This window comes from Gilliamella sp. W8123, assembly GCF_016101085.1.
Taxonomy (GTDB): domain Bacteria; phylum Pseudomonadota; class Gammaproteobacteria; order Enterobacterales; family Orbaceae; genus Gilliamella; species Gilliamella apis.
The window spans coordinates 57,448-83,788 of record NZ_JACFRE010000001.1 but is presented as its reverse complement, the minus strand read 5'-3'; the positions used below and the strand labels follow the sequence as shown (position 1 = coordinate 83,788).

At 33.9% G+C, this 26,341-nt stretch carries 22 protein-coding genes; 12 read left to right on the top strand and 10 right to left on the bottom strand.

The features are described 5' to 3' along the window. Position 1: 1 nt before the first annotated feature. The gene (gene asd / locus H3T56_RS00365) at positions 2–850 is read right to left on the bottom strand and encodes an archaetidylserine decarboxylase (RefSeq protein WP_198191749.1); all 849 of its coding nucleotides are present in this window, start codon (positions 848–850) and stop codon (positions 2–4) included. A gap of 210 nt (positions 851–1,060) precedes the next feature. Here asd and rhaB point away from each other — a divergent pair, with 210 nt between their 5' ends. The 6 genes from rhaB (at position 1,061) to rhaM (ending at position 7,203) form a co-directional block, all read left to right on the top strand. Next, positions 1,061–2,485, top strand: coding sequence for a rhamnulokinase (gene rhaB, locus H3T56_RS00360; RefSeq protein ID WP_198191748.1), 1,425 nt, complete (start codon positions 1,061–1,063; stop codon positions 2,483–2,485). A 10-nt stretch (positions 2,486–2,495) separates the two neighbouring features. After that, positions 2,496–3,749, top strand: a complete 1,254-nt coding sequence (locus H3T56_RS00355) for an L-rhamnose isomerase (RefSeq protein ID WP_110447524.1) — start codon at positions 2,496–2,498, stop codon at positions 3,747–3,749. A 10-nt stretch (positions 3,750–3,759) separates the two neighbouring features. Beyond that, positions 3,760–4,593 carry a rhamnulose-1-phosphate aldolase gene (gene rhaD / locus H3T56_RS00350; protein WP_065651826.1) on the top strand — a complete coding sequence of 278 codons (834 nt, stop codon included), beginning with the start codon at positions 3,760–3,762 and terminating at the stop codon, positions 4,591–4,593. A gap of 21 nt (positions 4,594–4,614) precedes the next feature. Then, the gene (gene rhaT / locus H3T56_RS00345) at positions 4,615–5,649 is read left to right on the top strand and encodes an L-rhamnose/proton symporter RhaT (protein WP_065579280.1); all 1,035 of its coding nucleotides are present in this window, start codon (positions 4,615–4,617) and stop codon (positions 5,647–5,649) included. 16 nt (positions 5,650–5,665) lie between these two features. Next, on the top strand, positions 5,666–6,820 hold the full coding sequence (gene fucO / locus H3T56_RS00340) for a lactaldehyde reductase (RefSeq protein ID WP_198191747.1): 1,155 nt from the start codon (positions 5,666–5,668) through the stop codon (positions 6,818–6,820). Between the two features lie 68 nt (positions 6,821–6,888). Further along, positions 6,889–7,203: an L-rhamnose mutarotase gene (gene rhaM / locus H3T56_RS00335; protein WP_065579278.1), complete on the top strand. Its 315-nt coding sequence runs from the start codon at positions 6,889–6,891 to the stop codon at positions 7,201–7,203. Between the two features lie 70 nt (positions 7,204–7,273). On the opposite strand, the gene H3T56_RS00330 is transcribed toward rhaM, so the two are convergent. The 3 genes from H3T56_RS00330 to H3T56_RS00320 all read right to left on the bottom strand — a co-directional run bounded on the left by H3T56_RS00330 (position 7,274) and on the right by H3T56_RS00320 (position 10,999). After that, positions 7,274–8,119 carry a helix-turn-helix domain-containing protein gene (locus H3T56_RS00330; protein ID WP_034903780.1) on the bottom strand — a complete coding sequence of 282 codons (846 nt, stop codon included), beginning with the start codon at positions 8,117–8,119 and terminating at the stop codon, positions 7,274–7,276. Positions 8,120–8,136: 17 nt separating this feature from the next. Further along, positions 8,137–8,955, bottom strand: coding sequence for an HTH-type transcriptional activator RhaS (gene rhaS, locus H3T56_RS00325; RefSeq protein ID WP_198191746.1), 819 nt, complete (start codon positions 8,953–8,955; stop codon positions 8,137–8,139). 628 nt (positions 8,956–9,583) lie between these two features. Further along, positions 9,584–10,999 carry a sodium:proton antiporter gene (locus tag H3T56_RS00320; protein ID WP_198191745.1) on the bottom strand — a complete coding sequence of 472 codons (1,416 nt, stop codon included), beginning with the start codon at positions 10,997–10,999 and terminating at the stop codon, positions 9,584–9,586. Between the two features lie 202 nt (positions 11,000–11,201). Here H3T56_RS00320 and rlmF point away from each other — a divergent pair, with 202 nt between their 5' ends. The 5 genes from rlmF to H3T56_RS00295 all read left to right on the top strand — a co-directional run bounded on the left by rlmF (position 11,202) and on the right by H3T56_RS00295 (position 16,170). Next, on the top strand, positions 11,202–12,179 hold the full coding sequence (rlmF, locus tag H3T56_RS00315) for a 23S rRNA (adenine(1618)-N(6))-methyltransferase RlmF (RefSeq protein ID WP_065579276.1): 978 nt from the start codon (positions 11,202–11,204) through the stop codon (positions 12,177–12,179). Between the two features lie 536 nt (positions 12,180–12,715). Further along, the gene (locus tag H3T56_RS00310) at positions 12,716–13,951 is read left to right on the top strand and encodes a hypothetical protein (protein WP_198191744.1); all 1,236 of its coding nucleotides are present in this window, start codon (positions 12,716–12,718) and stop codon (positions 13,949–13,951) included. A 32-nt stretch (positions 13,952–13,983) separates the two neighbouring features. Next, positions 13,984–14,517, top strand: coding sequence for a hypothetical protein (locus H3T56_RS00305; protein WP_065613331.1), 534 nt, complete (start codon positions 13,984–13,986; stop codon positions 14,515–14,517). A 272-nt stretch (positions 14,518–14,789) separates the two neighbouring features. Further along, a complete protein-coding gene (locus H3T56_RS00300) occupies positions 14,790–15,578 on the top strand; it encodes a siderophore-interacting protein (RefSeq protein WP_198191743.1) in 789 nt (262 codons plus the stop codon). Between the two features lie 16 nt (positions 15,579–15,594). Further along, positions 15,595–16,170, top strand: a complete 576-nt coding sequence (locus tag H3T56_RS00295; RefSeq protein WP_198191742.1) for an ACP phosphodiesterase — start codon at positions 15,595–15,597, stop codon at positions 16,168–16,170. A 78-nt stretch (positions 16,171–16,248) separates the two neighbouring features. Here H3T56_RS00295 and H3T56_RS00290 read toward each other — a convergent pair whose 3' ends face one another. Next, positions 16,249–18,297 (bottom strand): 3-hydroxybutyrate oligomer hydrolase family protein, encoded by a 2,049-nt coding sequence (locus H3T56_RS00290; protein WP_198191741.1) that lies wholly within the window; start codon positions 18,295–18,297, stop codon positions 16,249–16,251. A gap of 60 nt (positions 18,298–18,357) precedes the next feature. Further along, positions 18,358–19,260: an HTH-type transcriptional activator IlvY gene (gene ilvY / locus H3T56_RS00285; RefSeq protein WP_198191740.1), complete on the bottom strand. Its 903-nt coding sequence runs from the start codon at positions 19,258–19,260 to the stop codon at positions 18,358–18,360. Between the two features lie 199 nt (positions 19,261–19,459). Between ilvY and prfC the strand changes: the two genes are divergently transcribed. Further along, positions 19,460–21,052, top strand: a complete 1,593-nt coding sequence (gene prfC, locus H3T56_RS00280) for a peptide chain release factor 3 (RefSeq protein ID WP_198191739.1) — start codon at positions 19,460–19,462, stop codon at positions 21,050–21,052. A gap of 78 nt (positions 21,053–21,130) precedes the next feature. Here prfC and H3T56_RS00275 read toward each other — a convergent pair whose 3' ends face one another. The 4 genes from H3T56_RS00275 to H3T56_RS00260 all read right to left on the bottom strand — a co-directional run bounded on the left by H3T56_RS00275 (position 21,131) and on the right by H3T56_RS00260 (position 25,965). Further along, positions 21,131–22,315, bottom strand: a complete 1,185-nt coding sequence (locus H3T56_RS00275) for a hypothetical protein (protein WP_198191738.1) — start codon at positions 22,313–22,315, stop codon at positions 21,131–21,133. 106 nt (positions 22,316–22,421) lie between these two features. Next, a complete protein-coding gene (locus H3T56_RS00270; RefSeq protein WP_165755062.1) occupies positions 22,422–23,729 on the bottom strand; it encodes a glycosyltransferase family 2 protein in 1,308 nt (435 codons plus the stop codon). 116 nt (positions 23,730–23,845) lie between these two features. Further along, the gene (locus H3T56_RS00265; protein ID WP_086360433.1) at positions 23,846–24,787 is read right to left on the bottom strand and encodes a hypothetical protein; all 942 of its coding nucleotides are present in this window, start codon (positions 24,785–24,787) and stop codon (positions 23,846–23,848) included. After that, entirely contained in the window at positions 24,775–25,965 is a 1,191-nt protein-coding gene (locus tag H3T56_RS00260; RefSeq protein ID WP_086360434.1) for a YaiO family outer membrane beta-barrel protein, read from the bottom strand. Before H3T56_RS00260 ends, H3T56_RS00265 begins: the two co-directional genes overlap by 13 nt. Positions 25,966–26,341: the final 376 nt, after the last annotated feature.

The following is a 26,341-nucleotide window of genomic DNA, read 5'->3' as shown; positions in this document are numbered from 1 at the left end:
ATTAGATCCTTTCGGCTAGTTTTTGACCTACTCGGGTAATATCACCATGTTTTAAATGGCTATCAAATTCAATAGCGTTGGAGGCAAATAAGGTGATAACGGTTGAGCCTAATTTAAAGCATCCCATATCTTGGCCTTTTGCTAATTTAACTTCACCAGCATAAGTCCAACGTTTCATCACTCCATCACGAGGTGGTGTAATTATACCAGCCCAATTTAATTCAATACTACCAACGATAGTCGCGCCCACCATAATTTGTGCCATTGGTCCAAATTCAGTTTCAAATAAACAAATTACTCGTTCATTTCGGGCAAAAATATTTGGAATACTTTCAGTTGTAGCTTGGTTAACTGAAAATAGAGAGCCTGGTACATAAATCATTTCACGTAATATACCATCACAAGGCATATGAAAACGATGATAGTTTTTAGGTGATAAATATGTGGTAGCAAAAGAGCCATTTTTAAAAAACTTTATCATATCTGGATGACAAGCAAGCAGAGATTCTAATGAGTAAAAATGACCTTTAGCTTGTAACAATAAATTATCTTGAATATTACCGAATTGACTAATTACACCATCTGCCGGCATGACAATTGAACTTTCTGAAGGATCAATAGGTCTCGCATCTTCATTGAGTTCACGAGCAAAAAAGTCATTAAATGTTGGATAATCTTTAGCATCAGTTAACTTCGCTTCACTTAGATCAATTTTGTATAGCTTACAAAAGCCAATAATCATCCATGTGGTGACTTTACCTAAACGTTTATTAGCTAACCAACCAAATATAACGGTTAATAACTGTTTAGGTAAAAGATACTGAATTATTGCTTTTAATTGATTTAACATAAATAGCTCTCAATTTATTTACTAAATGAACCATTATATCAATATTTGTTATGAAAGTATAAAAACACCACCTTTATTCTTATTTTGTGGTACAGATCACAAGCGTTTTAAAAATTTTGCCAAACTTATTTAACAATGGCCATCGATTAAAAGTGTAAATCAAAATAGTTCACTAGACTGTCTTCATTAGTAAAAATGAGGGTAGTTATAATGGCAAATAGATATATTGCTGCAATCGATCTAGGCGCATCAAGTGGCAGAGTCATGTTGTCGAGTTATCGATCTCAAACAGGAAAATTAACACTAACTGAGATACATCGATTTAGTAATGGATATAAGAGTGATGGTAAAAATTTTTGTTGGGATTTGACGTACTTAGAACAAGAAATTATAACCGGATTAAACAAAATTATTCAACAAGATATCAAACTCGATAGTATCGGTATTGATACATGGGGGGTTGATTATGTGTTGCTTGATAAACAAGGTCAAATTGTCGGCCCTACTTACTCTTATCGAGATCATCGTACTGACAACATTATGTCAAAAGTACAAGATGACATTGGTCTAGAAAATATTTATCAAAAAACGGGAATTCAGTTTTTAACCTTTAACACACTTTATCAACTTAGGGCAATGATGCTTGAATCACCAGAATGGTTATCACGAGTAACCGATTTTGTCATGATTCCTGATTATCTGATTTACCGATTAACCGGTGTATTAAATCGAGAATACACCAATGCAACCACCACACAACTTGTCAATGTGACGACTCAAGATTGGGATAAAGATTTACTTGATTATCTTGGTATACCACGTAAATGGTTTGGTGATATCAGTAAGCCTGGAAATCAAGTTGGATATTGGCAAAGTACCAAGGGAGATCATATCCCTGTAATTGCAGTCGCAAGTCACGATACTGCTAGTGCGGTTATTGCTGCACCAATCATCAATTTACATAGTGCTTATTTATGTTCGGGTACTTGGTCATTAATGGGATTGGAATCAAAACAACCACTGATAAGCAAACAAGCATTAAAAGCCAACATTACCAATGAAGGTGGTGTAGATGGTAATTATCGAGTATTAAAAAACATCATGGGATTATGGTTATTTCAACGGGTTTGTGCTGAAAATAATGTTAAAGATATTATTGAGTTAATCGCATCGGCAAAACAAGAACAACCTTTTACGTTTCTTATAAATCCCAATGATCCAAGGTTTTTAAATCCGGACTCCATGACAGAAACCATCAAACAGGTTTGTTTAGAAAGCAGTGGTCAAATTCCTGAAAACCTTCCTCAATTAGTCAGATGTATTTTTGACAGTCTAGCTCATTTATATCGAGATGTATTACACGAATTATCGACACTGAGTGGTAATCCTATTAAGACATTACACATTGTCGGTGGAGGTTGTCAAAATGCTTTTTTAAACCAGTTATGTGCTGACTTATGCAATGTTAATGTCACCGCTGGGCCTATTGAATCTTCGGCATTAGGAAATGTTGGCTATCAGTTAATTTCATTAGGTGAAATTGCGGATATTGATGCATTAAGACAGTTAATTTCACAGAATTTTGACACTAAATTTTATCAACCAAATTTTATTGAAAATTTTTATATTAATTAAGGAGTGCTACATGAACACTATTGAAAATGCTTATCAGATCGCTAAAGCAAGATTTGCTGAAATTGGGGTAGATACAGATGCTGCAATAGCAGCAATGGCAAAATTACCGATTTCAGTTCATTGCTGGCAAGGGGATGATGTTGGTGGTTTTGAAAAGCAAGAAGGTGAATTAACTGGTGGTATTCAAGCAACTGGTAATTATCCTGGTAAGGCTCGTACAGCTGATGAATTAAGAGCAGATTTAGATAAAGCCTTTAGCCTTATACCAGGCCCTAAACGACTAAATCTACATGCTTCTTATTTAGAATCAGATCAAAAAGTCGATCGTAATGAAGTTAAACCGGAACACTTTGCCAATTGGGTCAAATGGGCTAAAAAACATCAAATCGGTTTAGATTTTAATCCAACTTATTTTTCACATCCTTTAAGTAATGAAGGCACTTTAACCCATGTTAATCCAGAAATTCGACAATTCTGGATAGAACACGGCAAAGCATGTCGTAAAGTATCAGAATATTTTGGTAAAGAATTAGGTACACCTTCTGTTATGAATATCTGGCTACCTGATGGTATGAAAGATATTACTGTCGACAAATTTAGTCCTAGACAACATTTAGTTGAATCATTGGATGAAATTATTCGTGAAAAAATTGACCCAAAATATCATATTGATGCGGTTGAAAGTAAATTGTTTGGTATTGGTCTCGAATCTTATACCGCTGGTTCAAATGAATTTTATCTAGCTTATGCGACATCACGTAAAACTGCATTATGTCTAGACGCAGGGCATTTCCATCCAACGGAAGTGATTTCCGACAAAATTTCTGCAGTTATGCCGTTTGTTGAACATCTATTACTTCATGTCAGCCGCCCTGTTCGTTGGGATAGTGATCACGTGGTGCTTTTTGATGATGAAACACAAAATATTGCAAGTGAAATCATTCGAAACAAACTATTTGACCGTGTGCATATTGGTCTAGATTTCTTTGACGCTTCTATTAACCGTATTGCAGCATGGGTAATTGGTACTCGTAATATGAAAAAATGCTTATTAAAAGCATTATTAGAACCAACAGAAAGATTAAAAAAATATGAACATGATCGTGATTTTACCTCACGACTCGCATTACTAGAAGAACAAAAATCATTACCTTGGCAAGCAGTTTGGGATCAGTACTGTTTATTAAATGAAGTTCCAGTTGGTGGTCAATGGCTAGATGAGGTTCGTCAATATGAAACAACTGTCTTAACTAAACGATCATAAGGAACATAAAATGCAACAGATTCTTTCTTCTTGGTTTGTAAAAGGAATGATCAAAGCCACTTATGATATGTGGCTAAAAGGCTGGGATGAGCGTAATGGTGGTAATGTCAGTTTAAGGTTACTTGAAAGTGATGTGATCTCTTTTCAAAATGATTTTTATGAAAAACCACGTCATGTATCTTTGACGCAAGATGTCACTAAACTTGCTAACCAGTACTTTATTGTCACTGGATCTGGTAAGTATTTCCGCAATGTCATATTAGATCCTGCTGACACGTTAGCTATTGTTAAAATCGATGAACAGGGCAAAGGTTATTACATTATGTGGGGATTGATAAATGGTGGTTTACCAACGTCTGAACTAGCTGCTCATCTTCAATCTCATATCGTAAGAATTGAGCAAAGCCAAGGAAAAGATAGAGTCATCATGCACTGTCATGCAACTAATTTAATTGCTTTAACATATGTCCTAGAGCTTGATACTGCGGTAATAACCAGATGGCTGTGGGAAATGAGCACTGAATGTTTAGTTGTATTTCCGGATGGTGTAGGTGTGGTGCCTTGGATGGTTCCGGGTAAAGACGAGATTGGTTATGCCACTGCAAAACAGATGGCAAAACATAGTTTAGTTTTATGGGCTTTTCACGGTGTATTTGGAACAGGTCCAACCTTAGATGAAGCTTTTGGCTTAATTGATACAGCTGAAAAATCGGCAGAAGTTTTAGTCAAAGTGTTATCAATGGGAGGAAAACGTCAAACTATCACCTCGGAAGAGTTCAGATTGTTAGCTGAGCGTTTTGGTGTCACTCCAATGGAAGATGCTATAAACAGTAAAAATTGCTAATAAAAATATAAGGATATGGATATGGGTAGTTCAATTATTTTAGGCATATTCTGGCACTTTGTTGGTGCTGCTTCTGCTGCTTGTTTTTACGCACCACTTAAAAAAGTAAAAAACTGGTCATGGGAAACCATGTGGTCAATCGCAGGGTTATTTTCTTGGATTATATTACCATGGTCAATAAGTTATTTTTTATTACCAGACTTTTGGGCTTATTATGGTTCGTTTGGTTCAGACATATTAATTCCGGTCTTCTTATTTGGCGCAATGTGGGGAGTCGGTAACATTGGTTATGGCTTAACAATGCGTTATTTAGGTATGTCGATGGGAATAGGTATCGCTATTGGGATAACCTTAATCGTCGGCACTCTCATGACTCCAATATTACAAGGTAAATTTGGTGAATTATTGGCCTCGACAGGCGGTAAAATGACATTATTAGGCGTAGTCGTTGCTGTTATTGGGGTTGCTATAGTAACTTACGCTGGCTTATTGAAAGAAAAAACCTTAGGTGTACAAGTTGAAGATTTTAACTTAAAGAAAGGTCTTCTTCTTGCCATCATGTGTGGTATTTTCTCGGCTGGTATGTCATTTGCTATGAGCGCAGCAGTACCTATGCATGAAAAAGCGGCTGAGCTTGGTGTGGATCATTTATACGTGGCACTTCCAAGTTATGTCATTATCATGGGTGGAGGGGCAATTATTAATCTCGGTTTCTGTATAAGTCGACTCTGCGTTAAAAAAGACTTATCCTTCAAAAAAGATATCTCTGTTGCCAAAGCCTTATTAATTAGCAATATTCTTTTTGCTATCTTAGGTGGTGCAATGTGGTATTTCCAATTCTTCTTCTATGCTTGGGGGCATGCAAATATTCCAACAGAATATGGCTTTATGAGTTGGATGTTACATATGAGTTTCTATGTACTTTGTGGTGGGATTGTTGGTTTAGCACTAAAAGAGTGGTTTGGTACCGGTAAAAAACCAGTACGTATTCTTTGTATTGGTTGTTTAGTAATCATTGTTGCTGCCAATATTGTCGGTTTAGGAATGACTAGTTAATTAAAAGGAAAACATTATGGCTTATAGAATGATTTTAAATGAAACATCTTATTTTGGTGCAGGCTCAATCAGTCAAATCGTAGATGAAGTTAAAAAACGTGGTTTTAAAAAAGCGTTAGTGGTTACGGATAAAGATCTAATCAAATTCAAAGTAGCAACTAAAGTAACACAATTACTAGATAACAATGGTTTTTCTTATCAAGTATTTGATGAAGTCATGCCAAATCCAACCATTAGTATTGTTCAAAAAGGGGTTGAAGTTTTCAAACAATCTGGTGCAGATTATTTGATTGCGATTGGTGGTGGGTCACCCCAAGATACCGCAAAAGCTATCGGTATTATCATCAATAATCCAGAATTTGCGGATGTTCGTAGTCTTGAAGGCGTTGCGCCAACTCAAAAACCAGCAGTACCTACGATCGCAATTCCTACGACAGCAGGTACAGCTGCTGAAGTGACCATTAATTACGTAATCACAGATGAAGAAAATAAACGTAAATTTGTCTGTGTTGATCCACACGATATACCGGCTGTTGCAATTATTGATTCAGATATGATGACAAGTATGCCTGCTAGTTTAAAAGCAGCAACTGGTGTTGATGCCTTAACTCACGCGATCGAAGGTTATATAACTAAAGGGGCGTGGGAATTATCAGACATGTTCCACTTGAAAGCGATTGAAATTATTTCTCGCTCATTACGTGACTCGGTAAGAGGGATCGCAAAGGGTAGTGAAGACATGGCATTAGGGCAATATATCGCAGGTATGGGTTTTTCAAATGTGGGCTTAGGATTAGTTCATGGAATGGCACATCCACTCGGTGCTTTTTATGGTACACCTCATGGTGTGGCTAATGCCGTCCTTTTACCTCATATAATGGCTTACAATGCTGAATTTACTGGTGATAAATATCGCGATATCGCTAAAGCAATGGGAGTAGCTGCGACGGAAAACATGACTATCGAACAAGTTAGAAAAGCCGCTGTTAATGCAGTTAAACAACTTAACATTGATGTCGGTATTCCTGCAACATTAAAAGAGATCGGCGTAAAATTAGATGATATTCCTGCGCTAGCCCAGGCTGCTTTTGATGATGTTTGTACCGGAGGTAATCCTCGCGATACTAACGTAAGAGAAATTGAGCAACTATATCATTCTATTTACCAATAAAAATGACACAATGAAAGTGAAATAGGTTAAACACAAAGTTAACCTATTTCAAATAAAAAGGAATTATTATGATAAGAAAAGCGAGTATTATGCAGGTTCATCCTGATAAACATGCAGAGTATAAGAAGCGGCATGATGAAATATTTCCTGACTTAGTGAAGGAACTTAAAGCTCATGGAGCTCACAATTACTCAATCTTTTTAGACAGCAAAAGAAATCTACTTTTTGCCTATGTCGAAATTGAATCTGAGGAACGTTGGGATGCTGTAGCTAAAACAGCAGCTTGTCAAAAATGGTGGGCATTTATGAAAGATATCATGCCAAGCAATTCTGATAACAGCCCGATTAGTGAATCATTAACTGAAGTTTTTTATTTATTATAAAATATTCCTCTCTTTAATACACATAAAAGAGAGGAAACTAAATATATAATCATTTCTATACACTCAATTATCACTTCTTATCGTTAAATTGGGCTCGATATTCGGAAGGAGTCTGATTGGTCAGCTTTTTAAACACAGATGAAAAATAGTTACTATCATCATAACCACATTCTGCCGCAATCATACTAATCGAATAATCAGTAGTTCTAAGTAAAGACATTGCATCACATAGACGTCTTTTTTGTAAGTAGCCAGTAATAGTCATCCCTGTTTGACTTTTAAATAAGCGACTAAGTGAACGGCTTGCGATATGATTTTCTTTGCAAAAAACATCAATATTAAATGGCGTCGCAATACTGTTATGAAGAGCCGTGAACAATAAATCCAATTGATGAGTAGCAGTAGGTAGAGCTACCGTTGGAGCTTGTTTAATCCGATCTAACAAAATAACCAACTGTAAAAAAAGAGCCTCAGATAAATGAACGGAGGCTAAATTGTTTTTCTTAGACTCAACATCTAACTGTTCAATAAGTGGTGATAAAAGTTTAAGGGATGAAGGTTGAATACGCCAAGAACGTTCATTATGTCTAGCAGTCACTTTAGGTAAATAAGACTCAATAGTGGATGATAAAAATAGTGATTCTCTCAAATATAAAATATTATCCAATCTAAGGTCATTAACAGATTCATAGCCATGCACATCTTTCGGATTAATATATAAAATATCACCACTGGTAATAGGATAAACATATTCATTCCAATGATGCAGCCCATTACCAGAACAGACAATCACAATTTCATTAAAATCGTGGTTATGCAAAGGAAAGGGTTGTTGATGATCACGTCTTTCGACAGTAACAGTATTTATCTCCGAAATAAAATAGTCTTGTTTATATAAACGTAAACATTTTTCCATAGACTGTTCCTGATTGATTAATGATAACGTTTATCTGGATTATTACGTAATGTTTGTGGCGAAAACGTAAATTCTTGTTTAAAACAGGTTGAAAAATAAGCACTGTCATTAAAACCACACTCTTGTGCAATAGTTGTGATGGATTTATTGCTGTAAATTAACTGTGTGTAAGCATTAGCCAACCGTAGCTTTATTAAATATTTTTGTGGTGTGATACCAATTTCATTCTTTATATGTCGATGAAAAGAGCGTAATGATAATGAAAATTGCTCAGTTAATTGTGCCCAATTAATTGGCTCCTTAAAATTGATTTGTAACCAACGTAGAAGTTGTTTAACGCGATTATCATAGGAACCAGAACCCTGATTAACATAAAGATTATTATTAAAAATCAAAAGTAATTGTAAAAATAAACTCTCCTGAATAGCATTTGATTGATTTGGCGTTAATTGCTTAATAATCGATTGAATATTTTCATCAGTTTTTTTATCAAAAAAGTAATGCGATTGAATTGGATCAGGATTGGGGATTAATTGATTTATTCCATTGATAAAATGAAAATTTTTAGGATCTCTAAACAAAATATTGGTCAAATGCAAATCATGAACGCTTTCGTACAAATGACAGTCGGAAGCCTTAATATAAAACATCATGCCTGGATATAAATCAAAAAGTCGCCCATTCAATATGTGTTTACCGTATCCGCTAGTTACAATAACGATCTCATTGAAATTATGGGTATGTTCAGGATAAACAGGTTGTGGTGTTCGAGGCTCAATGGCGATATTTTGATCGCTAGACGAGAAAAAATCTTTATCAAGTAACATCTCAATCATTCTGAACCTCACTTCTTTTTAAAACTTACCACCACATTCTAAAAAGTAAATCGAAATCTCACCTTTAATATTTGGACAGCTAACCTAATATTTTGGCTATAAATTATAGCTATGCAGGACTTTTTATTAAAATTGTGCGAAACTTCACATTTTTAAAATTTTTCCGTTTAAAAGTTCATCAGAACGCGACTGAATACCAAGCAGTTGAAGTTTTTTATAGAATAAAATTCTAAAATTTTTATTTGTTTCGATAACGTTAGTTATAATATTTTTTGTTTTTCTGACTTGGTGAGGGTGTTTTTTTATACAAAATAGCAGAGCATTTTTAATTATCATCAAAACTTTCAGGTATATCTGTTTCCTTCAAAGTTCAAAAAAATAATTAACCGTGAACTAAAAAACTACTCCAGTTAATCTGACTTATTATGGAAGCGCGTATTTTTTTAGTTATAGTTTATATAGCGATATTAGCAAAGATGATAAAAGAGAAAAAATAACGTTTGTGCAATGCTTAAGGGGGGCACAAAGAAAGTGTTTTTAAATGTTAGCCTATCATTGTTACCCACACAAATTCATAGATGTTGCAATTGAAATTTATCTTAATGTTTCATAACGAACAATGGAACATTTACAATACAAAAAATACCAAATTATCAATAATAAATATTGGAATTAAAATCCCTATTGACCATTTCATATAGCCAAAAAAGCTTGGCATATTAATTTTATGTTGTGTGGCAATACTTTTAACCATAAAGTTAGGTGCATTACCAATGTAACTTAATGCCCCCATAAATACGGAACCCATTGAAATTGCCAATAGTGTGTCTGCATAAGTGGTCATTAAAGTAGTTGCATTACCGGATGCTAAATTAAAAAACACCAGATAAGTTGGTGCATTATCTAAAAATCCTGACAATGAACCCGATAACCAAAAATACATACTGTTTATTGGTGTGGCTTGTTCACTGGTGACCAATGATACTATTGAACTTAACGTGCCATCATTGCCGGCACGTAAAATTGCCAGAACGGGTACTATAGTAATAAAGATACCAATAAACAATTTGGCAACTTCTTTGATTGGATCCCAATTAAATTCATTGCCAGCTCGTACTTGCTTTGGCGTGATCAGTATTGAAAGAATCGTTATAGCAATAAAAAGGCCATCACGAACTAGATTTTCTAATTCAATTTGCGATCCTAATAGCGTGAAGTTTATCGCTGGATGCCAAATGCCAGATAAAAGCACACTAGCAATTATCGCCATTAGCAAACCGATATTTTTTAGACCGTATAATTTAACTACTTCTGATCTATAAGAAAGGGAAATATTGCCATATTGCTTAACATAATAATATCTATCGATAAAATAATAGATGATAAGTAATAAACCTGATGTAAAAATAACTGGCAATAACATATGTTTAACAGTCCAGAAAAAATCCACACCTTTTAAAAAACCAATGAATAATGGTGGATCACCTAAAGGCGTCAAACCACCGCCAATATTAGCGACTAAAAAGATAAAGAAAATTACTGTGTGAACTGAATGGTGTCGTTGCCGATTAGCTCGCAGTAATGGCCGAATCATTAACATCGCTGCGCCAGTTGTTCCCATAATTGAAGCGAATACCACACCAATGGCTAATAAAATAACATTTGATTTTGGCGTACTTATTTTATCGCTTTTGATAAGGATACCACCAGAAACAGTGAACAATGCCAACAGTAATAATATAAAAGGGATATACTCTTCAATAATGGCATGGGCTGTTAATTGAATTGTGGTAGATAAGCCGAAAGAAAATAATGCAGACCCTAGAAATAGTAACGTCCAAACCAAAACAATTTTGCCATAATGATGATGCCACAGCCGTGCTAAAAATAGAGGGCATAATGCGATAGAAAGCAAAATTCCAACAAATGGGATAGCCCAAAATAACGATAACGCCTGCCCATTAAACTCGCTTGCATGCAGTTGAAAAGAGATTAACATTAAACTAATAAATGGTATTATTGATAATTTGGATAGACGTTTCATTGCGTTATTATGTGAATCGAAAGTGGCAGATTATAACAAATCCACAATTAATTTTCGAATTAGTTACACTTAAATAAAATTTAGTTTAACAGTAATAAAAAATTTGAGGAGAGGGGTTTTTTTAACCTAAAAGCTTTGGCTATTTTCGCATATTTGCGTAAAAAGGCTATAATAGCCGGCAATTTTTCATATCGGATTATTCATGCAGACAACATCGCCAATGATTAATAAAGATGTTTTACATCGACGTAATAAGCATATTAATGGTTACCCATTTGATTTACTTATTAAAACGTTACCAGCATTATCTAACTTTGTTAAACCTAACCAATATGGTCGGGTAACGATTGATTTTTCTAATCCTGTTGCTGTTAAGATGCTAAATAAAGCACTTTTATTGCACTATTATCGACTCTCTTATTGGGATATTCCAGACGATTACCTATGCCCTCCAATTCCAGGACGAGCAGATTATATCCACTATTTGGCTGATTTATTAGCGCAAGATAATCAGAATAAGATCCCAACAGGTAAGAGAATTAGCATGTTAGATATTGGGGTTGGTGCCAATGCCATTTATCCAATTATTGGTTGTGCTGAATATGATTGGTCATTTGTAGGTAGTGATATCAATCCAACATCAATCAAGGTTGCGTCGTTAATAGCAAAATCTAATGAATTATTAAAAAATAACCTACAATGTCGTTTACAACCCAACAGCGATGCTATTTTTGCAAATATCATTAAGCCAAAAGAATTTTACTTGGCAACTTTATGCAATCCTCCTTTTCATAATTCAAAGCAACAGGCTCAAGCGAGTGCTCATACAAAACTACAAAAATTGGGTAAATTAAGTTCAGAAAAAGATCAAGTTGTGCTTAATTTTGGAGGACAACATGCTGAACTTTGGTGCAAAGGAGGAGAAAGTGCATTTATAGCCAAAATGATTGCCGAAAGTGTTAACTATAAAACACAATGTCTATGGTTTACTTCGTTAGTGTCGAAAAAAGAATCGCTGACAAGGATAAAACAACAATTAAAAAAAGCATCCGTAACTGAATACCAAATTATACCCATGGCTCAAGGTAAAAAAATTAGCCGTTTTGTTGCATGGACATTTTTCGATCGAGAACAACGACAAAAACAGGTCAAAAATTTTGAGGAAAGGCGAGAACTGTAATAAGAGTTTTTTAATTGTAAAATGAATAAATTGTCCATCAATGTAAAGTATTTCATTAACAAATTTTTACATAAAAAGTTATTACAAATCTAATATTTTACTTTACTATGTAACAGATGTATTTTTTTACATTCACCATTTAGAATAATATTATTTTTTTTATGATATTTAATGTATGTGTTTGAAAATTATATGTAAATTATAGCAAGGATTAGCGAAAATATGTTAAAATATGGTCTTAATCGGGCATCGGGCATCGGGCATCGGGCATCGGGCATCGGGCATCGGGCATCGGGCATCGGGCATCGGGCATCGGGCATCGGGCATATAAACACTTATCAATAAAAAATTTTAGTCAATTACGTATAAAGATACGTTATTCATATAAATCATCCAATTTAATTTATTCATTATATTTATTCTCCTTATTATTGAGCTTTAATATTAATGCTTTAACCGTTCAAACTGTTAACGTTATTCACGGGAATAACCCTGAAGTTATAAATACACAAATAGCTGCAGATAAACATGGTTTTATGGTAAACGGTGTATTTTATAGTGAATTTAGCGGTAATATCAAAGAAAACGAAATTAAAGAGTTTGATGCTAATTTAACTTTTAATCAATTTGCCATACAGCGATTTAATTATCAATCATTAGACAATCGAATGAATTATCAAGATCTAGACGGTGATGATATCGATCCTATTCAACCATTTCTAACCACGGAAACCACTTGGCAATGGTTTGATGCTAATGGCAATAAAATTTCTACTAGCGATAAAAATAAGATAATTGGTTGTGGAAGTGGTTATCCAATGCCATTAATGTTAGAAATAACTAATCAAGTACAAACTTTCTCGCAATATGGTCAACCGAGAAAAAGTGATTTTGTAACAATAAAAAAGGTCTACAAAATTGCAGTAAAATCTGAATTGTGTTATGCCAAACCTTATGCGACAGAACTAGTGCCTGAATATCAATGGGATGGTATCAACCCAGATGATAGTTATAGTTGGAATGATCCTAATTTTACGCAAAGGGATCCAAAGAATGGCGGTGGTTATTCAAGTGATTATATCCCTAATATGGGCTATAAAGTTAATCCGACTGAGTCATCAGGGAGAAAATTTCCAACTACAGGATTTTCTGGGGCAAAATTTCAGCTAGTTATGACGGGGTCTCAAACGGATTATCAATTTAGTATTCCAGTTAATCCTGATAATAAGGTCAGTATAGATAGTAGGGGTTATATTACATTAAATGATAAACCTACAGGACCAGTTACTGTACGTGCAACACTGATTCGAAATAATAATGTCATCCATGAGTATACTTTTAATCCTACTGATATATGGGTTATTCCACATATTGGGCAGATCACTATTGAGCAAGCAGTGCAGATTTGTGGCGGTCGTAATAATATGCTATCTATAACAGAACTTTCAGATTCACCTAGAGCTTATGATTTTTATAACCTAACCTCTTTAGATCATCTTAGTAATAGTGCTACCAGACAAATCGGGAAATCTGTATTTGGTGAGTGGGGATGGGTTACTAAGGATGGTTATCCTGATTCAAATTGGCAAAAAATGAGCGTTGATGTAAGTTCATTTGTTGGAAATTATTGGGCTAAGGAAATTAATAAGGATAATCCTAGATTGGGATTTGTAGTTCATAGTCATGATGGTTTTGTCGGTATACAACCATATGATTTTTTTGTTGGGCCAACATATCGTACTCACTATGCGAATGCTCTTTGTAGAAAATAAATTAGGTTATTACTTATTAGACAAGAATCATTATGAATATGTTACAAAAATTTTATCAACAAGATCAATTCAAAGGTATATTACTATTTAAAGAAGGTATGTTTTTGCGTGCTTATAATCAAGGCGCTTTTCTTTTAACTGAGCATTTAGGCTGTTGCCTAAATCTACGTTTTATGCAGTTTAAAAAATATCCTAATCGTCAGATTGTGGTGTGTGGTTTTCCCGAATCAAAGTTGACCGAGCGATTGCCAAAAGCGGTGAAAACCGTTTTTGGCGCTGAGCTTAGAATGGATTACGATACTGAACAATATCATCAGTGGTTAAAGCGACGTTGGCATGAAGAGAGAGTAGCGAACGAAATGTCAAAAGCCGACATCGAGCCGTTGAAAACGAGCAAGGCGTCGGCGTCGGAGCCAGCGGATATAGATAAAAAATTATACAAAATAGAATTAAAATTAAGTAAACAACAACTCATTTATTTAAAATATTGGCAAAGCGATAGTCATATAATCGATACAGATAAAGAGTTCATCAAAAATATAAAAAAACAATTATTCAAAACATGATCTAGTTACTTTCTGAAATTATTATTAAGTAGGTTATTTTTCGTATAATTTCAGATAAGTATGATATATAGGCACTATATATCAAATAGTTAGATTTATTAATAATTGGGTAATCCTCAAATTTTGAGGAAAGGGGTTTTTCAGTGACAGCTTAATAACGATATCGTTAATTAACTATAAATTAACTTATATTTTCATAGTCAAAATTAATAGTATTAGCTATTTTTTGTTGTATGATGTTTCTGTTATATCAGCAATATAAGGATCATCATATGCAAGAGAAGCCAAGAAAAGCAATTATTAATGCGTTATTAACAGTTATTAAAGTTGAACAGTTATCCCATAGTTTTTTACGTTTGCATTTTAGCTGTGATAAGCCGTTGATGGTCAACCCTAATTGGATTTGTCCTCATTTAAAATTACTCTTTGCTGATCCTTTGACTGATGAAATTACTTTTCCGCAATTAGACGAAAATAATAAAATCATGGTAAGTGATCGAATTTGTCAATTAGCGCGTAGTTATAGCATTCGTGGTTATGATGAATCCACCAATCAGTTAATCATTGATTTTGCTATTCATTCTCATGGATTAGCGACGTGTTGGGCTCAAAAGGCTAAAGTAGGCGATCAAGTTGGTATTGTTGGTACTGCAGGTAAATTAGAATTTGATAATCAATTTTTAGTTTTGATGGGCGATATTTCTGCAGCGCCAACTATATGTTATACCGTAGAAAATTTACCTAGTTCTCAAAAAGCATTAGCTTTTATTGAAGTTAATCACAAAACGGATATTGTTGAGCTCCCAATCAACAAAAATGTAACAGTTCAATGGTTCGTTAAGGATGTAAATGCTCCTAATCAATTAATTGAAGCTGTAATGAACATTGATTTGAGTGATCAAGAAAATATATTGTTTTGGGGAGGAATGGAAAGATCATTAGCACAACAATTACGCCATTCAATCAAAGATAAATATCTAAATTTAGAACCTAATGCTATTCAGATCACCAGCTATTGGCGAGAAGGATTTGCTGAAGGCGAATTTAAACATCGTGATTAATAGTTGGTAGAGAGTTGTGAATATTCTTGCTCATTTACATTTAGCAACTATTGCCAATAGCTCGCTAATTGGCAATACTGTTGCTGATTTTGTAAAAGGTGATCCTTATCAGCAGTATCCGACAGAGATAGCTGAAGGCATTATGTTGCATCGAAAAGTTGATAATCTTACTGATAGTTTTCCCTCTGTTAAACAAGCAAAAATGTTATTTAGAAATAGTCATCAACGTGTTGCTCCAATTACGCTTGATATTGTTTGGGATCATTTTTTATCAAAGTATTGGCATGATTTTGGTTCAAGTCAAACTTTATCGTCATTTAATATTATGACTAAAAGGCATATTCAGCCATATATTATTGATTATCCTAAAAATTACCAATCTTTTATGAATGCAATGTGGCGAGAATCTTGGCTAGAAAATTACGCTTCAATCGATTTTATTGCGAAAGTATTAAAAGGTATGGCACAGCGAAGACCAAAGCTTTATTTATTGCAAGAAACTATTATTGATATCAAGCAAAATTATAATGCATTAGAAATACTTTTTTTTGATTTATACCCGAAAATATGTACATTTGTAAAATCGGCATAAGTTAATGAGACAATGGTTATCGTATAATTTAGTTATATAAACTCATTCGATAACCATTAAAAAAATCAAATAGTTTTATTAAGGTAAAGCGATTTTTTTATCTTCCAATATTATTAAGTTATTGATATCTGGTTTTTGAGTTATTGGTACTAAGTTTTCAATTGTCGCTTGCGGAGCTTGACCAATGCTGCCTCCTCTTGGCTTAGTACGAATTACCTGGCTTTCAGGTAATGTCGTATTGTTAGTTAGATTAGCCCATAACCACTCAATGGCATCTTCACCGTAATAATCAATAGCCAATAATGTATTATCAAATGGTGATTTGCCGTCGAGATAACTAGCATTTTCAACTTCGATATAACGTAGTTGTGATTCTTTTCCTTCTACTCCACTATTTAAAGCAACATAAGGGCGAGATGTATGATCTATTAACTGTTTGACATTATTTTGTCCATGTACAATAAACGTTTTAATTTTATTTAAATTTCCGGTTGCTTGTACTTGTTTGAGTCCATCAATAACTCGTTTCTCGGTTATTTTTTCTCGTAAACAAATTGCTCCTTTAATACCATAATCTATTTGATTTTCAATTTCAGAACTTGAGTACCATGCTCGTCTTGGTGAAACGATATCTTTATTTACAACAAGATCAATAGCGGTAACATCTTTATCTGCCCAAATAGGTAAATGACCATTAGATAGTGACCATATTTCAGAGAAGTTTACTTCTTTTAACGGCATTACTTCGCCAAAATTATAGAGTCGATCTTGTTGAGTGCTGGCCACAGAATAATCGCACATGTTTTCTGTAACATCAAAACGACCATATGAACTGATATATTGATACGGAAAGGCAATAGACTCTTTATAATAAAAATAGGGTAACTGGATCTCCATCTCTGGTCGCCAACCATAAGCATGTAATTTGTCTAGAGCTTCTTTAGGTGTTCCTGTAGTTAATAATTTAGCCTTTTTTAGTGCATCACAGCGATTTTGTGAATAAAGATATTTCAACGCATAAGGAACATAATTGTCTGACTTATTAGGCTCAATTGCCGGGATGGCACAAGGAATATAAAGTGCTACTAAGGTAGCATAATCAGGAATTGAATTATATTTTAAACTTCTAGCACTAGTTTTATTTTGGATTGAAAGTGAGGTAATATCTGGGTTTGGTTGTATTTGTGGATTAACCGCAACAATACCATCAATGATACCATTTTTATCTAATTCACCAGCCTTCAAAGCTGCACTACCACCATCCTCAGCACCATAGATTAATATCAACGTATTATCCGCGTTAAAATCGCGAGTGTTTGTGGCTGAAAATCTATCATTTATTTCATAAAGTGCAAATTCAATAGAATTTAAAATATATTTGCCCCAATTATGTTCAGGATTTTGTTTTGAATGTAACTGTTTAACGGCATATCTATTTGGATTATTTTCGATAAAAATTTCTCTATTTTTAATCTTAGGATTAAATAATAGATTATCTTTTGCAATTTTTCCTTCTATAGTGAAACCTTGCTGATTTGTAATATCGTAAATACCATTCCCCAATCCTTTATCGTTATAAACTACTGCACAATTGTGTTTTAGTCCCCAAAGCCCACGAATTTGCATATCTTTTGCGTTATATAAACCGTCATAATTGCTAGCAGGAACGGCCACTATACATGGTTTTTTCTTATCAAAATCAACGGGAATTTGTAATAGAATACCGACATTTTCTTCTTTAAGTGTCGCTAAAATTTCGCTACCGGCTATTTTTCCGTCGAACAATGGTGATAAGTTTTTCTGTTTAAAGCCAAATAATTGACCCTCTCCAGTTTTTGTATCAATAAAACGATTTAGTTTGGCTCGACGAAGCTCCTGCGTCGTGGGATTAGCTGGATCAGCAAATTTGAATTTTTGTATCATTGATGATAAAGGTGTAAAGCCAATGCCGGCTGTAACCAGATCGTCGCTATCACCATCATAGTAGTTTGAACTGTGAATAGTAATCCATTGTGGTTTTGGTTTGTAGAGATTGTTTTGATCGGTATAGCCTATATTCGGAATTGTAACTAGTGGTAAAAATAGTAATGATATTAAAGTTTTTTTATTTCTGATTATTAAGGTCATTACAGTAGCTTCCCATTTTTTAATTAGTTTAGTTTTCCATTTTATGATTGATTATATAATTTATTCATTAGACGGTAAATTTTGCTTCCCAAGAGCCCAAAACGCCGAAATAATTTTTTCTGATAATCGTCTTTTTTGAACGCATATACCGACATCAAATGGTTGCATTAAATTGGTTGACCATTCAGTAATTCGCTCGCGTACTCTTTCTGGGCTGTTTTCCATTACCACTTTTGGCAATAATGCCACACCGCATCCTAAAGCAACCATAGATACAATTGCCTCATGTCCTGCAACTGTTGCATAAATTCTAGGACAAGTTATTTTTTGTTGTTTGAACCATAAATCAATTCTTTGTCGGCTGGGGCCATGTTCTGGCAAAATGAAAGGAATGTTATGCCAATCCGGTGTTTTTTGATGTAACTTATCACTAAATGAGCTATTGAGTTTAGGAATTAATAAGACCATTTCAATTTCACCTAATTTTATAAATTCAACACCAGCTGGTAATTGTTTAGGTTTGCCTGCAATGGCAAGATCAGCCTGATTGGATTGAATTTTTTCAACTGCATCAGCGGCATCGCCAGTAGATAGTTTAATTTCAACGAGTGGATAATGCATGCGGAAGCGATCTAATATATCAGGTAAATGGCTATAGGCAGCCGTTACCGAGCAAAATAATGTTAATTCTCCGACCAATTGTTGAGTAGATTGATCTAACTCGTGCTTTAATTGTTGATGTAGATTTACAACTTGTAGAGCAAATCGTTTAACTTTTTCGCCTTCATGAGTAATTTGAACTTGTCGATTGTCGCGAATAAATAATTGATGGCCAAATTGTTCCTCAAGGCGTTGGATTTGCCTTGAAAGCGTAGATGGACTAACATGCATTGCATCAGCGCTCATACCAAAATGGCATGTCTCACACAAATGTAAAAACAATTTTAGGTCACGAATATTCATATTAATGGTTATTTTCAGATATTTCTAATATTAAACACTATTACTAAATAGTGATTATATCATCATCAGTATTAAATGCCGCTATTATGCATAGATATATCAATAAGGCAAATAGCAAAATAGTCTTCTTCAATGGCAATATAGATGTAGACCTGTTAGAATACGCCATTATTTTTGCTTAGCTAAATTGATTAATTTTATGACTGAACAAGCTTATTTAGACGAAGTTAAGGCTCGTCGTACTTTTGCTATTATCTCTCACCCGGATGCGGGTAAAACGACTATCACCGAAAAAGTATTGTTGTTTGGACAAGCGATTCAAACTGCGGGTACGGTTAAAGGGCGTGGTGCAAATGCTCAGCACGCTAAATCAGATTGGATGGAAATGGAAAAACAGCGTGGTATTTCTATCACCACATCGGTTATGCAATTTCCTTATAATGATTGTTTAGTTAACTTACTTGATACTCCTGGGCATGAGGACTTTTCGGAAGATACTTATCGAACATTAACTGCTGTTGATAGTTGTTTAATGGTTATTGATGCCGCAAAAGGTGTCGAAGATAGAACACGTAAATTGATGGAAGTAACACGTTTACGTAATACGCCAATTTTGACTTTTATGAATAAACTTGATCGTGATATACGTGATCCAATGGAGTTGCTTGATGAAGTTGAAAACGAACTTAACATCATGTGCGCACCAATTACCTGGCCAATTGGTTGTGGTAAATTATTTAAAGGCGTCTATCATTTAGCGAAAGATGAGACTTATCTTTATCAAACAGGTAAAGGTCATACTATTCAGGAAGTTCGTATTATTAAAGGTTTAGATAATCCAGATCTCGATAACACAATTGGTGACGATTTAGCACAGCAACTTCGTGATGAGCTTGAATTAGTACAAGGGGCATCAAATGAGTTTGACCTGGAAGCATTTTTATCTGGTGATTTAACCCCAGTATTTTTTGGTACAGCGCTTGGGAATTTTGGTGTTGATCATATGCTTGATGGATTGACTGCTTGGGCTCCGACGCCTCAACCTCGCCAGAGTGATAAACGAGAAGTTGCCGCTACTGAAGAAAAATTTACTGGTTTTGTATTTAAGATTCAGGCCAACATGGATCCTAAACATCGTGACCGAGTAGCCTTTATGCGTATTGTATCGGGTAAATACGAGAAAGGCATGAAGTTGCGTCATGTTCGTATCGCAAAAGATGTGAATATTTCTGATGCGTTAACCTTTATGGCTGGTGATCGAGATCATGTTGAACAAGCTTATGCTGGTGATATTATTGGTTTACATAATCATGGCACTATACAGATTGGTGATACTTTCACTCAGGGTGAAGATCTTAAATTTACCGGTATACCTAATTTCGCCCCTGAGCTGTTTCGTCGTATTCGTTTAAAAGATCCTCTTAAACAGAAACAATTATTAAAAGGTTTAGTTCAGCTTTCAGAAGAAGGTGCTGTACAAGTATTCCGTCCAATTGCCAACAATGATTTAATTGTTGGAGCGGTAGGGGTGTTGCAATTTGACGTAGTTGTTGCGCGTTTAAAATCTGAATACAACGTAGAAGCGATTTATGAGCCAGTAAATGTAACAACAGCTCGTTGGGTTGAATGTAGTGATGCTAAGAAACTTGATGATTTTAAACGAAAATGTGAGCAAAATTTGGCACTAGATGGTGGTGATAATCTATCTTATATTGCGCCGAGTATGGTTAATTTGAATTTAACCCAAGAGCGGTATCCTGATGTTGAATTTAGAAAGACACGTGAGCATTAATCATTTTTTGAGCATGTATACTGATAATTAAAGAGCTGGTTTGCCAGCTCTTTTGCTTTATTTAAAAGGCGTTTATCGTTATAAAGCAAGACCATGTAGAGCAATGCCGTCAAAAGATCGCCATTGAGCTAAGTCATTTTCCAGTAACCTTACCGTTTCAAATAACTTTTCTTCATCCCCCATAAAACTAATTTCATTATTTCCTATTCTTGCTGATAAGTGCGAGGAGTCAGTATAAACATCATTATCACCACAAGGGTTATCTTTTTGGCGTAAAATAACATTGCTATCATTGGATGCGAGTTTTTCAATCTCGTTATTAGTTATAATCGGAATGTAAATACTCTGAACTTCTTCATAAAGTAGATTATTTTCGAGCGCAATAATAATTTTTTTTTCGTTTTGAACACCCCAAGTTAACCAATCCTTACTAATATTATAAATATCTGTGTAATTAGTACGGTAAGCCATAATAATATATTTTGAGATATAGGAGGATTGAATGTTTTTTACAATTCGTTCGTCAATATCTTTATTGAGTAACCAGAAAGGGATGACAACATCGATTTTATCACCCCATGACTGACTGAGCATTTCTATGGCATTATTCCAAAGTTGCCAAAAATGGTTGGCATCTTGATTGTATTCTTTTAACACATAAGGTTCGATATCATACTGAATACCAGCAAGACAAGGCTTATTTTCACGCATAGAACAAAACTGTTTAATTATTTTATTACGCCTGATGGCATTTTTTAAGCCAGAGTCTATGACCATATAGGGTGAACCTTCTACCGCAATGATTTTTATTTGATTTTCATAGGCAATATCAAGGAGTTGATTTAACTGTTCTTTAAATTTTATTGTTCCATTTTCAATTGCTAATTGTAGATATATCTGATTGATCCCTTTCGACTTAATTTTTGTTATAAATTGTTCTGGAGAAGTATCCCAAGTACGAGTTTCCCAGTTCCACATTCCAAGTTTAATTGATTTCTTTGTAACTTGTTGATTATTAGTGACAGGAGGTTGGGTAGTAATTGTTTGATTCTCAGAGAGAGTATTATTATTTTGTATCGAATCAAACATTTCAGTCGCAGTGGTGGATTTAACTTTATCGTTGTCAACGTAGCTAGATGAAATTAAATTGTTATTTTGTTCTTTTTGCGAGGAAATTGAGGTAAAGATCAGGTTTTGGGTTTTACTTGAAAATGCTATTTTTTTATACTGATATGAATCTTCATTTGATTGCTCCTCTAACACATTATAAGTACCGTTTGGAGTTTTACATAAAAAAAGATCGACAGCAAAAGAAGGAGTTATATTAAAAGCTACTATAAGTAATAGGATAGATCTTATTGTAATTACATTATTTGTCAAATTTGACTCTCTCCATTTTTCCCCAAGATATTTTACCTTTTTTTAATCGAAGAAAACCTTTAAGTTTCCAGTACAAACAAATTTGCCGATAACCAAAATTTTCCAACAAAGATATTAAAAAAAGTGATAATAAATATTTTACTTTATCAAGTCCCTTTAGCAATAATCCATCTATGGCAATGGCTACTGAAGTAATTAATATATTGTAACAAATGACTAGCAAAAAGTAGGATAAGACTAGATTACCATTTACAACCTCAAGATACCAAAAGAGCGGTAGTAATATGTAACCTAAAAATTCAGATAATGGCCCTATAATATCGGTTAATATTGAAAAGGGTAAAATTAAAAAACTAATTCTGCGGTATTTTATATCAAAAGTTAAATTTTGGAAATGAAAAAATGTTTGTAATGCGCCAATATGCCAACGAATACGTTGATTCCGTAAAACACTCCATTTTTCAGGAACTTGTGTCCAGCAAATGGCTGTTGGGACATATTTAATTTTATAATCAACCTTTGAATCATAAATATATTTATGTAATTTAACTGTAAAGTCATAATCTTCACCTACCGAACCAACGGAAAATCCACCAATGCGAATAGCAAAATCACGACGAAACAAGCCAAAAGCCCCTGATATAATTGGTAACGCGCTAATATGATTCCAAGCAACTTTTGCCATTAAAAAAGACCGCATATACTCGACAATTTGTAATTGAACAATGTATTTTTTAGATAACTTGATTTTTTTCACTACCCCATTTTTGATCAAACAACTATTGGCAACACGTACTGTTCCGCCAACTGCAATCGTTTTTGGATCGTCAATGAAGGGAACCATAGCATTTGTAAGAGCATCGGGCGCTAAAATTGAATCAGCATCTAAAAGACAAATAATCGGTGAACGACTTAAATTAATCGCAGCGTTATGTGCATCTGCTTTGCCACCATTCACTTTATCGATAACACGTAATCGGCTATCTTTACGCGAAACATAAACCCCTTTTATTTGAGCGTGTGAAAGATGATTTGGATTATTAGTATTGAGATTGTGTAAAGTTTTTTCTAAATTAAAAAATTGATTAATTAACTCAAAAGTATCATCAGTTGAGCCATCATTGACAACTATCACATCTGCATTAGGATATTCAGTAGCAAGTATAGACTTGATACTTTCAATTATGGTTACACTTTCATTATAAGCAGGTATAATAATTGTAATTGGGTGTAACATACCGTCATTTTTTTGTATACTTTGTATTTTTCTTTCCTTATGTGGATTATCAAAAAACACATATAACGCTATGATAAGTTGTATAAAGTAAATGAAAAGTTGTAACAGTCCAATAAACATAATAATAAAAACTGTTGCTTGCATTGAAACAACTAAAGAGTTGTATATATAACTATTCATAATGTTGCCCATACTTTATTTTTATAAAAACCGTTATTAATATCATCCCAATAAACAAATAATTTAGTATCAAAATTAAAATTTTTTGTTATAAGTTCTTGAATATTACATATCCTATCTTGATAACAAAGTTCATTAATGAAATTTAAAATATAACAACTGTGAATGATTCCTGAGGCTTTACATTGCAAACCAAGTAAAGTTTCAAATAATTGTTGCATGTAATCTCGTTGATCTTCTCTGGCAAACATAACATAAGGCGTTATGTAGTTATTGGAAATTTCTCTTAACATGGTAAGTAACGTACTATTGAAATTACTTGATTCTTCGTCAATTACTTGTGATTCAAATTGTAATAAGTTATACGATGGAATAAGACGTAAAAAACAAAATAACCCTTTTTGTGGTATTGAATTGAACAGCTTAGTAATGAGTTCGACTAAGGATACATCGGGATTACTGATTACCAAACTTAATGCAGCAGCGATAGCAACTTCTTGCCTAGGGTCTGAACAAGCTTTTTCTAAAGCAATAAATGATTTTTGGCATGGGTAATAAGACAACATATTAGCAGCGTCAACTCGTTGTTGAACAGTTCCTTTATGTAAGAGTGCACGTAATTTTGTTTGGAATGTTTCTTCTGCAAAAAAAGGTAGAAATTCTTGCACTTCATAGCGTTGCTTTTTAGCAAAAAAAGCGACAATCAGTATTAGTGATCCCGATGATAATGTTTTATCAATGGCATTTTTAAAAATAATTTTATTGTTTTGTTTAATGCTTTGGTTGTAGGCCGTAATTAAGGTTACTTTTAATTTATTGAAGTGTCGCCGTTGGTTTCTTCTTTTAAAGTAAATTATCGAAGTTATGATTATTACAATGAAACCAAACAGCACAAAACTACCATTATAGATATTGATATAACGTATTAGAATTTCCATTTTATTCCGCACCCTATAGTATTTTTGTTATACAACTTACGGTTATGGGTTGTTTCTTTACGATCTTCGTTCGTATAGTTGATATTTATGGTAACGATTTCAGATATGTCATAAGAAAAGCCAACAAAAAGAGCAGACACTTTAATTAATGAACGGGTAAAATTACTTGACCGATCCGATGTTTCTTGAGAATTAGAATAACCAGCAAATAAGTGTAGTTTTTCGGTAGGCGAACCGGTTATTTTAACTAAAAAACCGCTCATATGTTTATTATCTTGATCAAAGGTATTATTCCATTTTCCTGATAAAGACAGTCGTTCACCAAAAAAATATTGGATTATACCTGGATCGATACTTTTAATGTTCCCATCATCGTAATGATCTAACTTCATATCCAAAGTAACATGAAAAGAGTTAACATTCTGATTTATTGAGTTAAATAGGGCGTAATCGATTCCATTAATTAGCGTATATTTGGCAAATAATTTATTTGAGGAAGAGATAAATCCTGTTAAATAACCATACGCTCTGTCGTTAAAAGTGTGCCAAAGTGTTCCCCCATATTTTTGATCGTTCATATGAAAACGGTGTGATTGTGCAAAATATCCCGTAATCGTATCTGTTTTAGATAATTTATAAGATAGAGCCATTTCCATTTCGTTCCAATCGGCATAAGACTTTGATAAATGGCTATGGGTACCTCCTAAATTAAAATCCCAATTATGAATAGAATTTTTTATGGCTTCGATGGTTTTGCTAATTGTTAACAATTGAACATCATTAGGTGATTGTTCTATATATTGATTTAGCAATTTTTCCGCTTCATCTGGATTATCAGGATTTTGCGCTAAAATAACGCTCACTAGACCATATTGTGCATCAACATAGTTAGGTGAAATGGATAAAGCCTTTTGAAATGATTGTTTGGCTTGGTCTAATTTGCCTAATGCATAATAATTGAAACCCAATTGAACTAAGACATCAGAATTAGTTGGTGATAGTTGATTTGCAATTTGCAGTTTTGACAATGCGAGTTCAAAATTCTGAAACTTTTTAGCCTCTATACTCTCTTTAAGCAGTTGATCGGCTTTAATAGCGTTATCAAAATCGTTGTTGTCGGCTATAGCGGTGGAGCTATAAGTTAAGATACTAATAATTAAGACGATTCTATAGAACATATAAATCCTTAATCCATTATATTTTTGTTTGGTATTTTTTATGTACTTAATTTACCAATCACAAAGCTGCTATTCCGACCATAATATTGGCGGAATCAATATAGGGAGTGCTAGAAATATAGTCGAACGAAGTACTCCCTTCCTTTTTAAATCAATGCATTTTCGATAAAAATCTAAACTACTTTAAATCAATTGGAGCTACTGCATAATTGTGTTAATTTGTATTGATTTTGATGCTGATAAGATAGCATCATTTTTGTGACATAAAATTGTAAACAATTTATAAAGTTACTAAACAGACCGTATAATTGTAAGACAGCTTCTTTAACGGTAGTGATTGAATTATAGTGCAATTTTTATGCAAAAGATATTTATG

Bases quoted from the DNA above. Each gene is read 5' to 3' on its own strand.
- asd (WP_198191749.1), bottom strand. From the start codon at position 850: ATGTTAAATCAATTAAAAGCAATAATTCAGTATCTTTTACCTAAACAG.
- rhaB (WP_198191748.1), top strand. From the start codon at position 1,061: ATGGCAAATAGATATATTGCTGCAATCGATCTAGGCGCATCAAGTGGC.
- H3T56_RS00355 (WP_110447524.1), top strand. From the start codon at position 2,496: ATGAACACTATTGAAAATGCTTATCAGATCGCTAAAGCAAGATTTGCT.
- rhaD (WP_065651826.1), top strand. From the start codon at position 3,760: ATGCAACAGATTCTTTCTTCTTGGTTTGTAAAAGGAATGATCAAAGCC.
- rhaT (WP_065579280.1), top strand. From the start codon at position 4,615: ATGGGTAGTTCAATTATTTTAGGCATATTCTGGCACTTTGTTGGTGCT.
- fucO (WP_198191747.1), top strand. From the start codon at position 5,666: ATGGCTTATAGAATGATTTTAAATGAAACATCTTATTTTGGTGCAGGC.
- rhaM (WP_065579278.1), top strand. From the start codon at position 6,889: ATGATAAGAAAAGCGAGTATTATGCAGGTTCATCCTGATAAACATGCA.
- H3T56_RS00330 (WP_034903780.1), bottom strand. From the start codon at position 8,119: ATGGAAAAATGTTTACGTTTATATAAACAAGACTATTTTATTTCGGAG.
- rhaS (WP_198191746.1), bottom strand. From the start codon at position 8,955: ATGATTGAGATGTTACTTGATAAAGATTTTTTCTCGTCTAGCGATCAA.
- H3T56_RS00320 (WP_198191745.1), bottom strand. From the start codon at position 10,999: ATGAAACGTCTATCCAAATTATCAATAATACCATTTATTAGTTTAATG.
- rlmF (WP_065579276.1), top strand. From the start codon at position 11,202: ATGCAGACAACATCGCCAATGATTAATAAAGATGTTTTACATCGACGT.
- H3T56_RS00310 (WP_198191744.1), top strand. From the start codon at position 12,716: ATGGTAAACGGTGTATTTTATAGTGAATTTAGCGGTAATATCAAAGAA.
- H3T56_RS00305 (WP_065613331.1), top strand. From the start codon at position 13,984: ATGAATATGTTACAAAAATTTTATCAACAAGATCAATTCAAAGGTATA.
- H3T56_RS00300 (WP_198191743.1), top strand. From the start codon at position 14,790: ATGCAAGAGAAGCCAAGAAAAGCAATTATTAATGCGTTATTAACAGTT.
- H3T56_RS00290 (WP_198191741.1), bottom strand. From the start codon at position 18,297: ATGACCTTAATAATCAGAAATAAAAAAACTTTAATATCATTACTATTT.
- ilvY (WP_198191740.1), bottom strand. From the start codon at position 19,260: ATGAATATTCGTGACCTAAAATTGTTTTTACATTTGTGTGAGACATGC.
- prfC (WP_198191739.1), top strand. From the start codon at position 19,460: ATGACTGAACAAGCTTATTTAGACGAAGTTAAGGCTCGTCGTACTTTT.
- H3T56_RS00265 (WP_086360433.1), bottom strand. From the start codon at position 24,787: ATGGAAATTCTAATACGTTATATCAATATCTATAATGGTAGTTTTGTG.
- H3T56_RS00260 (WP_086360434.1), bottom strand. From the start codon at position 25,965: ATGTTCTATAGAATCGTCTTAATTATTAGTATCTTAACTTATAGCTCC.